General features: G+C 46.7%; 12 protein-coding genes. 3 read left to right on the forward strand and 9 right to left on the reverse strand.

The window, feature by feature from the left end; translation table 11 throughout:
- Positions 1-2 precede the first annotated feature (2 nt).
- From ACQW03_RS03650 to ACQW03_RS03665, 4 genes are all read right to left on the reverse strand, one after another.
- Positions 3-710, reverse strand: a complete 708-nt coding sequence (locus ACQW03_RS03650) for an ABC transporter permease (protein WP_025723953.1) — start codon at positions 708-710, stop codon at positions 3-5.
- Positions 707-1,630: an ABC transporter ATP-binding protein gene (locus ACQW03_RS03655; protein WP_029516536.1), complete on the reverse strand. Its 924-nt coding sequence runs from the start codon at positions 1,628-1,630 to the stop codon at positions 707-709. Before ACQW03_RS03655 ends, ACQW03_RS03650 begins: the two co-directional genes overlap by 4 nt.
- 144 nt (positions 1,631-1,774) lie before the next feature.
- On the reverse strand, positions 1,775-2,845 hold the full coding sequence (locus tag ACQW03_RS03660) for a sensor histidine kinase (protein ID WP_071640088.1): 1,071 nt from the start codon (positions 2,843-2,845) through the stop codon (positions 1,775-1,777).
- Positions 2,842-3,561: a response regulator transcription factor gene (locus tag ACQW03_RS03665; RefSeq protein ID WP_071640087.1), complete on the reverse strand. Its 720-nt coding sequence runs from the start codon at positions 3,559-3,561 to the stop codon at positions 2,842-2,844. Before ACQW03_RS03665 ends, ACQW03_RS03660 begins: the two co-directional genes overlap by 4 nt.
- 164 nt (positions 3,562-3,725) lie before the next feature.
- Here ACQW03_RS03665 and yhbH point away from each other — a divergent pair, with 164 nt between their 5' ends.
- The 3 genes from yhbH (at position 3,726) to ACQW03_RS03680 (ending at position 7,577) form a co-directional block, all read left to right on the forward strand.
- Entirely contained in the window at positions 3,726-4,892 is a 1,167-nt protein-coding gene (gene yhbH, locus ACQW03_RS03670; protein WP_025723949.1) for a sporulation protein YhbH, read from the forward strand.
- Complete coding sequence (locus tag ACQW03_RS03675) at positions 4,889-6,331, forward strand: SpoVR family protein (RefSeq protein WP_071640086.1); 1,443 nt, start codon at positions 4,889-4,891, stop codon at positions 6,329-6,331. Before yhbH ends, ACQW03_RS03675 begins: the two co-directional genes overlap by 4 nt.
- 214 nt (positions 6,332-6,545) lie before the next feature.
- Positions 6,546-7,577, forward strand: coding sequence for an aromatic ring-hydroxylating oxygenase subunit alpha (locus ACQW03_RS03680; protein WP_071640085.1), 1,032 nt, complete (start codon positions 6,546-6,548; stop codon positions 7,575-7,577).
- On the opposite strand, the gene ACQW03_RS03685 is transcribed toward ACQW03_RS03680, so the two are convergent.
- From ACQW03_RS03685 to ACQW03_RS03705, 5 genes are all read right to left on the reverse strand, one after another.
- Positions 7,564-8,745, reverse strand: a complete 1,182-nt coding sequence (locus ACQW03_RS03685) for a WD40 repeat domain-containing protein (protein ID WP_441948303.1) — start codon at positions 8,743-8,745, stop codon at positions 7,564-7,566. The genes ACQW03_RS03680 and ACQW03_RS03685 overlap by 14 nt on opposite strands.
- A gap of 122 nt (positions 8,746-8,867) precedes the next feature.
- Positions 8,868-10,451 carry a sensor histidine kinase gene (locus ACQW03_RS03690; protein ID WP_053325049.1) on the reverse strand — a complete coding sequence of 528 codons (1,584 nt, stop codon included), beginning with the start codon at positions 10,449-10,451 and terminating at the stop codon, positions 8,868-8,870.
- The gene (locus tag ACQW03_RS03695) at positions 10,448-11,134 is read right to left on the reverse strand and encodes a response regulator transcription factor (RefSeq protein ID WP_025723943.1); all 687 of its coding nucleotides are present in this window, start codon (positions 11,132-11,134) and stop codon (positions 10,448-10,450) included. The genes ACQW03_RS03690 and ACQW03_RS03695 overlap by 4 nt, the downstream gene beginning before the upstream one ends.
- A gap of 34 nt (positions 11,135-11,168) precedes the next feature.
- Positions 11,169-12,704, reverse strand: a complete 1,536-nt coding sequence (locus ACQW03_RS03700) for a PucR family transcriptional regulator (RefSeq protein ID WP_069080724.1) — start codon at positions 12,702-12,704, stop codon at positions 11,169-11,171.
- Positions 12,705-12,962: 258 nt separating this feature from the next.
- Positions 12,963-13,589: an aspartate/glutamate racemase family protein gene (locus ACQW03_RS03705; RefSeq protein WP_441948306.1), complete on the reverse strand. Its 627-nt coding sequence runs from the start codon at positions 13,587-13,589 to the stop codon at positions 12,963-12,965.
- Positions 13,590-13,593 lie beyond the last annotated feature (4 nt).

A 13,593-nucleotide genomic window follows, 5' to 3' on the forward strand; every position in this document is an offset into this window, starting at 1 on the left:
CTCTATTTGAATTCATGCTTGGTAAACTGTAGTGTACCAAGTCCCGTAAAGATGACTCCTGCGCTTAAAGCAACGATCACCCAAATCATGTGTTCCTTCATCAGAGGACTTGATAGTGCAGGGTACGACCAAGGCAATATTTTAATCCACAGAATACTTGTGCGTGCCAAAAACAAGCTTGCAATAGAACCGAATATACCAAACGCTAATGGGAATGCCTGATTAGTGAAAAGCGTAGACAGCCAAAGTTGAATTGCAAGTACTGGTAGGGTAGCCAAGCTTGCATTAATCGGCTGTAACAGCATGATCCGCCAAGGAATGGGTTCGTTTGTATATAACACCCAGATGAGGCTCATACCTGCTACAGTGATCAAGGCGGTACCCAACTGCAGAATCACGATCCATACAATTTTGGATAGATAGATATAACTTCTGGGAACAGGCATGACCATAAGCTGCTTCCATGTTTGAGTATCATGCTCTGTACCAGCCATAATGCTCGCCAAAAGTGTACCGCCAAGCAGCATCACAAACGAAAGGAACATAAACATAACGGCAAAACCAGCATAGACACCTCCTGGTCCTTGCCGAAAGTAAAGATACCATTCCACGGCAGTCATGCCTGTAAGTACACACCCCTGTATAAGAGGAATCCACCAGCATATTTTCTTCAGCTTAAGCCCCTCTGACTTTATAACCCGGAGTATCATAAGCTTCGCTCCTTACCTGTCAGTTCCAGGAATATCTCCTCCAATGTTTTTTTCTTCTCTGTGACCCGATAAATGGGATGATTGTGTTCCACAAGCACCTTGATCATCTCCGAAGATTGTTGCCGATCTACAATAGGAGTCACGACCTCATTTTGTTCAATCGATTCAGCTCCGGCCGTCCACCCATGCTGAATCAGTGCACCGGCAGCCAGAACAGGATCTGGGGTTTCAATGAATAATTGAGGCTTGCTTTTGGCGGTGAGTTCCTTCATCGTTCCCTGGAAGATCATTTCACCCTGATTAATAATTCCTACATAGGTTGCAATCTGCTCAATTTCGCTTAATAAATGGCTCGAAACCAGTACCGTCATTCCGTAAGCACCAGGGAGGCTCATAATTAACTCCCGAATTTCCTGAATACCAGATGGGTCCAAACCATTCGTCGGTTCATCAAGTATCAATAATTTGGGGTTGGCAATAAGCGCCATAGCAATCCCCAGTCTTTGTCGCATCCCCAAGGAATATCCCTTTACCGGACGATACGCATCCTTGGCTAATCTCACTAAATCCAGCACTTCATGAATTCTTCGGGTCGGCAGTCCACGCATGGTTGTAACGATTTCTAAATTTCGATATGCGGATAAATGGGCATAATAGGCAGGTGATTCAACCAAGGAACCAACATCCTTTAATATTTCCATACGCTGATCCTTCAGCTTTTTCCCAAAAATCTCAATTTCTCCGGAGGTGGATTTAATCAGCCCAAGCAGCATACGAATCGTGGTTGTTTTACCCGCCCCATTAGGTCCTAAAAATCCATAAATCTGCTGTCCGGGTACCTGGAGATTTATTCGTTTTACAAATTCCCGTTTTCCAAAACGCCTAGTTAGCTGCTGTGTATGTATTACATATTCAGACATTTCCTGATCTCCTCTCGACTTCTAATGCTGAAGCTTAAGTTACATATAGTTTACTGAAGTAAAGTAAACATCAAGTAAACAGTCCCTAAACAACAGGCAAAAAAACCGAGCAAACTGCGAAATGTGAGATTAGATGTTAAAAAGTTAGATGTTTAGCGGCAGTGAAATCTCCATCCTAGTACCCGCTTTACTGCCTGAAAGGATATGAAGCGTTCCGTTATGCGCCTCAATAAAGCTTTTGGCAATAGGTATTCCATGTCCTTGGGAATGAGATATCTGCATGTACTCATTGGGATTCATTCCTATTCCGTCATCTTCGATAGAAATATGAAGCTTATCGTTCGCTTTACTTACTTCCATGGAAACGTGTGTACCTGGAGGATTATGAATGATCGCGTTGATCAAAAAATTCTGCAGCGCTCTGCCTAGTAATTTGCTATCGAAGGGCATGATACATGCCGCCTCCATTGACGTAAAAGAAAATTCGTATTGCTCAGCCGAAGGATGGTTAGCGATATCTATGACTGTACTACGGAGAAACTCCACAATGTCCTCCTTCTCCAATTGGATTGGCAATGGACTTTCCTTAAGCTGCATAGAAGCATTCAAATCCTGAATCAACTGCTTCATTTCAGTCACTTTCTCACTGATACTCATACTAAAGCTTCTTCTTTCTTCCTCAGACCAGTCATACTCTTGAGCAGTTAGCATAGCCGCATATCCTTCAATATAAGATAATGGTGTTTTCAGATCATGGCCTACACCTGCTACCCACTGCTGTTTACGTTTCTCTAATTCCACTCTCTCTTCCTCATTGCTGCGCAATTGAGCCGATAAGATGTTCATTTGTTCAAAAACTTCTTTATACAATTGATACGGAGGTTTATAACTATTTTTCTGATTTTTTTTGCCCTCTGGCAGTTCCAGTTCACTTAGCGGCGCTTGGAATTCCCCTGTCGCAATATTTCCAATCCATTTAATTACATACACCAAAGGTTTGCCTATATACCATCCGTAGGCAGCTATGAACACAACACTCTGCACGATACCAAGTCCTGTCCAGAATAGATCAATATTTATATTTTGAGATGCTCCAAATATACTTTTTATAAAAATATATAAGATCGTGCAAATAACAAAACATAGGACATAGGCCAGTACAAAGCATAACGTTACTTTCATAAAGCGAAAGGACATCTTAACCAGAGAGTTCATTCTTGCTCCCCCATCTTGACTGACATCATTTTATAACCAAGCCCTCTTACATTGATTAAAAATTGCGGGTGCTTGGGATCAGGTTCTATTTTTTTCCGCAAACGGGAGATATGAATCACTACGGTCTTCTCATCACCCAAGAAGGCCTCGCTCCATATCGTCTCATAAAGCTGCCGTACACTGAAAATCCGGTTAGGATGCTTGCACAAAAAAACCAGCAGTAGCCATTCACGTGCCGGACAATCGACCTCCTTTCCCTCCACATACAATACACCGGATTCCAGCTCCAGACGAAAATATCCAAAATCTAAAGTGCGTAAGGTCGGTTTCATGGCCACTGTCGAAACTTTCCGATATTTCATTCGAGCTTTCATACGCGCAACGACTTCCAGCGGGTTAAACGGTTTGGTAATATAATCGTCCCCTCCGATACCAAACCCCATTAATTTGTCTAGGTCTGTATCTCTTGCCGTCAAAAAAAGAATAGGGGCATCCGTATATAGACGCATTTGACGACACACCTCAAACCCATCGCTATCAGGCAGCATGACATCAAGTACAATCACATCCATATGAGATTCCATCACGACTTGCAGCGCTTCCCGACCCGTTGCAGCATGCTTGACTTGAAGGAATCCTTCTTTTTTTAACACCGTTGTCAGCATATCCCGCAACCCCTGCTCATCGTCTACTATAAGTACTGCAATTTCTTCCATAACCCAAGGTTCTCCATTCTTTTTTTACATTTTTTACTTTCATTATAAAAGCAAACGGGCAGAATTTAAATCGAGTTCCATCACATATCGTTCATCCCCGTGAATATACTTAATAACCAACAAGGCCAAACTGTGCCGTGTATCCACTTGGGGGGTGCCTAATAATGCCGGAACCACGCCAGCCATATTCATTCGTCGTATCCCGCGAAGATTGGTCGCTGCATCGCAAAGGGTACCAGGACCAGCAACGTCATCAGCAGAAGGTCAAAGATGTCATTAAGCAAAATCTACCCGATCTGATAACGGAAGAAAATATTATTATGTCGGACGGTCAACAGATTATCAAAGTGCCGATTCGCAGTCTGGATGAATATCGCTTCATTTATAACTATCAAAAGCAAAAGCATGTAGGTCAAGGGGATGGAGATAGTCAGGTGGGGGATGTCATCGGACGTGATCCTGCCTCCCAGAAGCCTGGTAAAGGTGAGAAAGCCGGCGATCAGCCGGGACACGATATTATGGAAACGGAAGTCAGCATAGAAGAACTGGAAGATATGCTGTTCGAGGAAATGGAATTGCCGAATTTACAGCAAAAAGACAAGGATCAAATTGAGGTTGAATCTATTGTGTTCAATGATATACGTAAAAAAGGCATGCAAGCGAACATTGACAAGAAACGAACCATTCTCGAAAATCTGCGCCGCAACGCCCGTGAAGGGAAACCGGGCATTCATCATATTAGTCCGGACGATCTTCGCTACAAAACATGGGAAGAGAAGACCATTCCCCAATCCAACGCGGTGATTATAGCCATGATGGATACATCAGGCTCGATGGGCTCTTTTGAAAAATATTGCGCTCGCAGCTTCTTTTTCTGGATGACCCGCTTTTTGCGCCGTCAGTATGAAAAGGTGGAAATTGTCTTTCTCGCGCATCATACCGAGGCTAAAGAGGTTACGGAAGAAGAATTTTTTACCCGCGGAGAAAGTGGCGGCACGATCTGCTCTTCCGCTTATTTGAAAGCACTAGAAATTATCGACAAACGATATCCTCCTTCCAGCTACAATATTTATCCCTTCCATTTCTCGGATGGCGATAACCTGACCTCGGACAATGAGCGGTGTGTGAAGCTAATCGAGGAACTTATAAAGCGGAGTAATATGTTCGGCTATGGAGAAGTGAATCAATATAATCGTAGCAGCACGCTGATGTCAGCCTACAAGAATATTAAAAAGGATCAGTTTATGTACTATGTCATCAAGGAAAAAGGTGAGGTATACCAAGCCTTACGTACCTTTTTTCGCAAACGGGAAGGGGGAACGGTGGGATGAGCACCGACCAGAAGGAGCTAGAATATGCGATATCAGAAATTATGGAGATTGCAGATGGCTTCGGGCTCGACTACTACCCGATGCGGTATGAAATTTGTCCGGCGGACATTGTATACACGTTCGGAGCCTATGGTATGCCCACGCGCTTCAGCCACTGGAGTTTTGGAAAAACATTTCACAAGATGAAAATGCAGTACGATTTTGGATTGAGCAAAATCTATGAGCTGGTCATTAACTCCAATCCCTGCTACGCCTTCCTGCTGGAAGGAAATTCTTTGGTGCAAAATAAACTGATTGTCGCCCATGTACTGGCACACTGTGATTTTTTCAAACACAACGCCCGCTTTTCAGCTTCTAATCGCAATATGGTGGAGAGTATGTCGGCCACAGCAGATCGAATCAACAGCTATGAAATGGAATACGGTTCAAAGGCTGTGGAATCCTTCATTGACTCTGTACTGGCGATACAAGAGCATGTGGATCCACAGATCATCAAACCAAGGCATCTGGATAAACAGCGTTACATGGAGCTCAAAATTCGGGAGCAGAAAGAACCTGGAAAACGCCAACGTCCCCCTGGGCCTTACGATGATCTGTGGTCACTGGACACAGTGAAGCAGCATGATCCGGCCGAGACCGAGGGCATCAAAGTACGCCAGTTTCCACCGGAACCTGAAAAAGATATCGTCTGGTTTATTCAGGAATTCTCAGAGGTGCTGGAGGACTGGCAGCGGGACATTATGACGATGCTGCGGGACGAAATGCTGTATTTCTGGCCCCAAATGGAGACCAAAATAATGAATGAAGGCTGGGCCTCCTATTGGCACCAGCGGATTGTAAGGGAACTGGATTTGACCGGGGAGGAAACCGTTGAATTTGCGATGCTGAACGCCTCTGTCGTACAGCCTTCCAAGCAAAGCCTGAACCCGTACTATTTGGGACTGAAAATATTTGAGGATATTGAAAAACGATGGGATAACCCAACCCGTGAGGAACAAGAGCGACAAGGACGCAAACCGGGCGAAGGACGCGCTAAGATGTTCGAGGTACGAGAGTTCGACTCAGACACTTCTTTTATACGCAATTACATGACCAAGAAACTGACAGAAGATTTGGATCTATACGTGTTTGAGAAACGGGGACCCGATTGGAAAATTACCGATAAATCCTGGGAAAACATACGAGATCAGCTTGTGTTTTCACGTGTGAATGGAGGCTCCCCTTATATCGTCGTCGAGGATGGAGATTACCTGCATACGGGCGAGTTGAAGCTCAAGCACCAGTACGAAGGCATTGAGCTGGATTTAAAATATATGGAGCGCACGCTTCCATATGTATATCAGCTGTGGGGACGCACCGTTCATTTGGAAACATTGATTGAGGGTAAGCTCGCCCTATTCTCATATGACGGTAAGAAACATCATCGTAAGTTTGTATAGTCATACCAAATCAAATAGCCAGCCTAATTTAAAAAAGGTGCATTCCTAAAAAGGATATGCGCCTTTTCTTAATATTTCATACAACCTTAAGCGACCTTCGTTTCTTGCCAATTTCAGGACACCTGTTTCGTTTTGGTTCAGGGGTGTATTATACTAATATGATAAATGACCCACGGGTCATAGTTGAGAAGCAGAACGAGGAGCGTTGATATAGATGAACACCCATCCCAGCTTTCGTGAAGTTCGTGAAAGTGATCAGCAGGTATTCCCGATCGCCTGGTATGCCGTTGGCTGGTCCAAGGAACTAAAGAATAAACCGCTTAAAAAGCGACTGCTTGGCAAAGATATTGTCCTGTACCGTGATGATCATCGTCAGGTACATGCCATCCATGCTTATTGCCCGCACCGAGGAGCTGATTTGTCGCTAGGCTATTGTCAAAACGGGCACATCACATGCCCATATCATGCATGGTCTTTCGATGAGAGTGGGCAGTGTGTCGATATTCCGGCACATCCGGGACGGGCTATTCCTGAGTTTGCTCATACCTATGCCTATCCCGCGACTGAAAAAGCCGGCCTGCTGTGGGTATATCCTCAGGCCGTTGGCTCAAATTCTGAAATAAACTCAGGGTTGGGGACATCCACATCCCCACCTCCTCTGGAGATTTTTCCCGAGCTGGAGGACCCCTCTCTCATTTTGTCTCCCTACGATTCCATGTGGAAGGCACATCTGACGAGAGTTGTGGAAAGCGTGCTGGATGTCGCTCATTTGCCAATTGTCCATAACAAAACAATCGGTAAAAAATCCTCCACCGACATTCATATCGAGTTTGAAGCGGATGACAATCATATTCGAGTGAAAAACGGGAAAGGTCTATTACAATATACCTTTCCACAGCAATGGATTTTGACTCCCGCCAAGGAAGGACGCAGCAAGTTTATTAATTTCGTCACCTTCACTCCGATTGAGCAAGAGTTAACTGCCATCTACGGACTGGCTGGACGTAATTTTGCCAGATTTGTACCGGGCATGAGCCACATTTTTTCCAGATACAGTGGTAAGGTGCTGGAAGAGGATCGGGCCGTGGTGGAAAGCCAGCATCCGCGTCCAATCCCAGAAGCGCTGCGAATGGAGGCACACGTCCCCGCTGATGGACCTCAGGTTCGGTTTCGCAACCGCTGGTATGATTTCCTTGTCAACGATGAGCCTCGTGTACGACTGGGTCCAGAAACTACTTCCTCTTAAATTCGACGATGTAGCTTTGATTGAGCTGTTTTCCACCTTCCGAGATGTTCTGGTACATGGATAGAAACCGGGCGGATGGGCTCCATACCGTTGGGCTGTCATAGGATTGGATATCGGTCGTAACCGGAGTGGTTTTACCCGTGAACTGGTCAAACACATACAGCCCTCTCATGCCTTGCTGATCCTCATCATAAATGGAATAAGCAAGCTTGGACCCGTCGCTGGACCAGCTTCCACGACTCATTAAAGTGCCTTGACCGACGATTCCTTTCTCTTTGCCCTGTTCATCCAAAATGATCATACGGGCTGGTTCGGATGTATTCCATTTCCGCTTTTCAATGGCAATAGACTTACCATCAGGCGACACGGCAAAGGACATGGCCCCCTCTGCAATAGTCACAGCCTGAGAATGATTGAGGGTGAACCGATTCAGCACCGGATACCCTTGTTTATCACTGCCTGTATAAAATATGGCGTTACCCACTTTTTCGACATGAGACATCAATTCAGAGCGATTCGGATCTTGAAAACTCAATTCTTTAGCTTTGCCGTCCAGACCAATCAGCTGGATTTTACCATCCGGTGTGCCTGTAATGAGATCATTCTCATCGCTCCAGCTCACTTCGTTAGTCATATCCAGCTTGCCGATCGGTGTAACCTTACCACTGCTTAGCTCCAAAATGTAGCCCTGGATATCATATTTGCTGCTAGTGCTACCTTCAGTAAAAAAGACATGGCGCTGATCCGGTGATACCACAGCAAGTAACTGCGGAGCCTTACGACCTGGTGTTAAAATCCGCTCCTTGTCTGTCTCTACATTATGAATCCACAGCTGGGTTTTACGCTCCACAATCAACTCTTCGTCGCTCAGCCAAGACCTCGCGTAGACATCCCCCAGCCTGTCGATAGACGATACCACCAGCTCATCCGTTACTTGCTGCTGGGCTGCATCCGTGTCAATCACAGTAAGCTGTTGGCCCGGTTTCATACCGGATGCTGGATTTGTCTCTCCTGCGCTTTTCATGCCGCAACCGCTGAGCAATCCCCCGGCGATTAAGCCGGTCATGAGCACCCCGGTAGCTTTCTGTCTGAAAACTCTTGTGCGGGAATCTTCGCGACGAGGGGAGCCGTTCTTTTGCCCATAGCTGTCTATGTTTTTCTTTATCATGTACAACGGCCTCCTTGTTAACGATACCCCCAGTTTAATGCCCGAACATCTCATGAATACATCGGATTGTTTCCAAGTTGTAAACAAGACACCATTTTAGCCCTGTGCTAACAATCGGCCGTTTACAGGGAGCCATCGTGAACCAAGAGAGGGAGTCTAAGCGAAAATTCATTCCCACTTACATTTGTATGCCCGTTGTCATTTTCCAACCCACTATGATCTGAAGCTGTAAGCTGCAACTCTCCCCCCATGCGCTCCGCCAGTCTGCGCGCCAGAGGAAGACCGAGCCCCGTACCGCTGTCCTGACGAGATCGATCACGACTTAAGGTAGCAAACGGCTCAAAAATCATGTCCCATTGCTCCCTAGGAATCCATGGGCCGGAATTGCGTATACACACAATCACGGTGTCCTGTTCTACTCGATTCGATAACGTAATCCATCCACCGTCCCGATTGTACTTCACTGCATTATCCAGCAAATTCAGTACAATATGCATCAGATGCTTAGGGTCTCCCCACACCTGGGCAGGAACGGTATCTATCGAAAAATTCAGTCTACGCGCTGCCGCTTTTCCTCGAATACGGCTCCCTGCATCTTCCAGTAACGAATGCAGTTTCACAGCCTCCGTATGCAATTCAAAATCATATTTATCCAGCACAGATAGCCGCAGCGAGTCCTCGACAAGCTCGTATAACCGTTTTGTTTCCTTACTGATACTTTCTCTCGCTTCACGCACCAGTTCAGGATCATCCCCATACATATCCAGTAAATCAGCATAAGCCTGAATAGAGGTTAATGGAGTCTTCAGTTCATGACTGATATTTCCAATAAAAGATTTTTGCTGCTGCTCCAGCTCTCTCAAACGCTGAACCGCTTCTTCCAGCCGAAGCTTTTCGTTTTCCAGCGCGGTAATGCTCTCCCGGATCACATGACTCATCTGGAGCATTCCTTCATCCAGTCTTCCCAGCTCATCCTGCCGCCGCAGCAGTCTGGTTTCCGGATAATGCCCTGCCGATATCTGTTCGGAAGCGCGAGTCAGTCGTCCGATATCTCTCGTCTGGCGGCTGACATAGCCTAAGCCCAAAATAAAGCTCAATACCAGCACCGCCCCCCCTGTCCATAGAAACAACTGGGCAATAGCCTGGTAGAACTGCTGCTGCGCTTCTGTTGAGCTATGAAGCTGTACCACTCCCAGTAAGCCGTCCGGACCTTGAAGCGGAGCCAAATAGGTGACTGCGCTACCTTCCGTAATATACGCAATTTTGCCTTGGAGCGCATAGGAAAGGGCCTGGCTGACATTTGTTCTAAAAGCCAGCGGTAGAGAATTGCCAACCTCATGCCCCTGACCATCATATAAAATAACGCGCATATTGCTGGATACGCCCAGTTCCACTGCGAGTTGGGGCGCCTGCTTCTTCATAAAGCCTTCCGGTGATTGGCGCACTCCCAACAGGTAAGACTGTTTTACACGCATTTCTACAATTTCGGCCTGGCGCTTTAAACTGCGTTCCATTTGGTCTGTCTGGTTAGCGCGAATGCCAGTAAGCACGAGCCAGCTCAGCACACCGACAGTAAACAGCAGCAAAGCCGCCAGTACCAGGGGAAATTTCCAACGCAGGCTTAAGCCTGTAGGTTTGCGTTTGCGTTTCTGTTGGTCGGTGGACCGCAAGCTTCCTTGCTGATGGAGTGAATGATGTTCGTTCACGTCATTTTCTCTGCCTTATAGCCGATACCATACACGGTCTGCAATATCGCCTGATGTGGCTCAAGCTTCTTGCGCAAGCGCTGGATATGAATATCCACCGTCCGCGTTCCGCCCACATAATCGAAGCTCCATACCTGCTCCAGTAGCTCGTCCCGTGTATACACCCTCCCGGCATGAGACACCAACAGCGCCAGCACATCAAACTCCTTGGGGGTCAGATCCAGCGCTATGGCTCCAAGTTCAGCCGTTCGGCTGGACGGACGTACCCGTAATGGGCCGAGTACCATTTCTGTTCCTTCCGGGGCAGGCGCTCCTTCTCGCTCCAGTCTCCGTACCAATGCTTTAATACGAGCGAGCAGCTCCCTTAGGTCAAACGGTTTGCTCATAAAATCGTCCGCACCCAGCTCCAGCCCGAGTACCTTATCAACAATATCGTTTTTGGCCGTCAGCAGTAAAATACCGATGCCCTTCCGACTTTCCAAACGGCGGCACACCTCATATCCACCCAGTTTGGGCATCATCACATCCAGTATGAGCACATCCGGGTGGAACAAACGCACTTTTTCCAAGGCGTCCTCCCCATCAACTGCGGTTTCCACCAAAAAACCCTCTCGCTTTAACGCATAAGCCAGCGCATTCCGAATACTCGCCTCATCGTCCGCTATCAGTATTTTTTTATCCATGTCCTGCCCTCCCTGCATTAAAAAAACGCTCCAGCTACCTATGTTCCCGCAAATAATAATGAATCAGACATGTATGACATATAAACTGCTCACGTGGATCGTTAAGATCAAAATCTGTCATGTCGCGTATCCGTTCCAATCTGTATTTTACTGAGTTACGATGTATAAAAAGATAATTGGCTGTATCTACCAGACTGCCCCTGTTTTCCAAATAATAAAATAACGTTTTGAGTAAGTCACTGCCATGTGAGCGATCATATTGCTGAAGTCTCCCCAGCTTGCGCTCAAACAAATTTGAAAATTCCTCTTTGTCCATCGCTTCTCCAAGCATATAGTGCATCTCTATATCGCTGTATTTGCATACACGTTTATCAGGATACAGCCGCTGGGCTACAGTAATGGCACGACGTGCTTCATTGTAGCTTTGCAGCAGCTCCCATAACTTTTTGGCACTTCCGATGCCTAAATAATAATCGGCGGTACCCCAGGCTTTTTCAGTTGACCAGTTTTTCAGCGTATCACTCCAGGACGTTTCCTGATCAGAGCCGGGTGCGTTCTGATGATCATTCGGCTGAAGAGTCGGCAGAAATAATATCGCACGATTTGAACGGAACTCAATATGAGACACCACACGCCGTCGTGTCGATTCCATACTCAATAACCCAGAAAGAATCTCTTCTGGCGGAGCCGTAGCACTTTCCAGTACAGCCACCTCCCAGTTATATTCCGGGTTGAATCCCAATTGACGACCTCTCCGCTCAACCTCATGCCGCACCGGCAACGGAGGTGTCATGAGCTCATCTATAAAATTCCCCCGTAGTCGGCTTTCCGTATCTTCTACTGCCTTTTCACGCATTAATTCTAACGCCATCACCAGCCGTGCCTGCTCAATACCAACCTGCTCCATATCATCCAGTTCATTGCGGGCAATGACCAACTTGGCGACTGTACGTTTATCCACACTAATGGGAAAATGACGAGCATCTTGTACCTTCGCCCAATCCCAATCTTGTGGTGAAGTGACAATGGCTTGACCACCATTATCAATCAAAGCAACCGGAGCTTTAAAAAGCTCTGCTATATTATCGCTTACAGCCTGTATGCCACTGTTCTCCAGCACCATCGTCGTTAACGTTCGATAGATTTCTTCCGAACGTCGCAGCAGCTCTGCCTGTCGGTTCAACACCATATCCATGACACGCTGCGTAATATCCGTATAGGGAATATCGGCTGGAATCTCAATCACAGGCAGGCCACAGGCATTGCTTTCTTCAAGCGCACTATGGGGAATTTCCGTGAGAAAGCGTGTAGGCTTGATCACAAGCGCCGCCGCCCCGCCCTGATGCAGTAATTGAATAATTTGACACAATACCTCAGGCTCATGACGGATCGAATAAGCCGTTGTCATCAACAATACACCTTCCCGGACCCAGCCTTTCAGGTCAGGGACTTCCATAATGTCAATAAACCGGACAACCCGGCTTAGCCCTTGTTCTCCGCTTAATACCTTCGCCTCCTTCAACACGGGTATTGCCATGAGCTCTTGAACTGTTACACCCGGTATTTTCATAAAGACAGACCACCCTGCTATTTATTTTGCAAAATCCTTAGTTCATCTAATTTTCAGGATAGTGTACCAAAAAAGTCTACAAAACAAAACCTTTTACCGCTTGGTCAAGTCTATCCACACCAGCCCATTCCTATCTTTAGGAGCTCAATGGAACATAAATAAACCGCCCTTTTCTGGAAAAGGCGGTTTATTTTAATATTCTACTATTTATTATGAAGTTTAAGAACTATCCTGCTTGTATCCCACACGAATTGGCTGCTAGCGTACCGAAACAGCTGCACCCAACGCCACAATCGGGTCAATAGCCCGAATCCCTAGTGTACGCTCCAGCTCTGGCGCAAAGTTCATCGTTACAAAACCTGTGCAGGCAAGTACGATTACCTCAGCCCCCTTCTCCTGAAGCCGCAACGCTGCTGCCATAGCTGCCTCTTTACCTTGTGGAGTGTTCAAGTCCAGTGTCGTCTGCACACCTATGGGACGCTCTGTACCGATATAGGAATCGCCCAAAATGCGGCGAATCAGCGGCGGAGCCTCCTCCAAAATGGTCAACACGCCTACACGGCTGGCCGATGTCAGAGCCAAGAGTGCCGCACAGGACCCCGCCCCGTATACAGGTACAGATACAACCTGACGAGTTTCCTCTAGCGCTGGATCAGCCGCGCAGCTAATAGCGATAGACGTACAGCCTTGTTCAACGAGTTGTTGCGCCGCGAGCACAATTTTAGGCACCGCTTCCCGGTCTGTGATATCATCGTAGATTCCTTTCGGCTGATCGGGAATACATACACTGGTGACAGGCAGCCCGTAGTGCTGCTCAATGACCCGGCCGTGAAGGTCGATAGCTACTTTGTCCTGCATGGTAAGCACTCTGATCATTCCAAGCATGATA

This window comes from Paenibacillus sp. DRB1-1 (genome assembly GCF_052119485.1).
Taxonomy (GTDB): domain Bacteria; phylum Bacillota; class Bacilli; order Paenibacillales; family Paenibacillaceae; genus Paenibacillus; species Paenibacillus polymyxa_B.

Coding starts and splice junctions, on each gene's coding strand:
- ACQW03_RS03650 (WP_025723953.1), bottom strand. CDS start 710: ATGATACTCCGGGTTATAAAGTCAGAGGGGCTTAAGCTGAAGAAAATA.
- ACQW03_RS03655 (WP_029516536.1), bottom strand. CDS start 1,630: ATGTCTGAATATGTAATACATACACAGCAGCTAACTAGGCGTTTTGGA.
- ACQW03_RS03660 (WP_071640088.1), bottom strand. CDS start 2,845: ATGAACTCTCTGGTTAAGATGTCCTTTCGCTTTATGAAAGTAACGTTA.
- ACQW03_RS03665 (WP_071640087.1), bottom strand. CDS start 3,561: ATGGAAGAAATTGCAGTACTTATAGTAGACGATGAGCAGGGGTTGCGG.
- yhbH (WP_025723949.1), top strand. CDS start 3,726: ATGCCGGAACCACGCCAGCCATATTCATTCGTCGTATCCCGCGAAGAT.
- ACQW03_RS03675 (WP_071640086.1), top strand. CDS start 4,889: ATGAGCACCGACCAGAAGGAGCTAGAATATGCGATATCAGAAATTATG.
- ACQW03_RS03680 (WP_071640085.1), top strand. CDS start 6,546: ATGAACACCCATCCCAGCTTTCGTGAAGTTCGTGAAAGTGATCAGCAG.
- ACQW03_RS03685 (WP_441948303.1), bottom strand. CDS start 8,745: ATGATAAAGAAAAACATAGACAGCTATGGGCAAAAGAACGGCTCCCCT.
- ACQW03_RS03695 (WP_025723943.1), bottom strand. CDS start 11,134: ATGGATAAAAAAATACTGATAGCGGACGATGAGGCGAGTATTCGGAAT.
- ACQW03_RS03700 (WP_069080724.1), bottom strand. CDS start 12,704: ATGAAAATACCGGGTGTAACAGTTCAAGAGCTCATGGCAATACCCGTG.
- ACQW03_RS03705 (WP_441948306.1), bottom strand. CDS start 13,589: ATGCTTGGAATGATCAGAGTGCTTACCATGCAGGACAAAGTAGCTATC.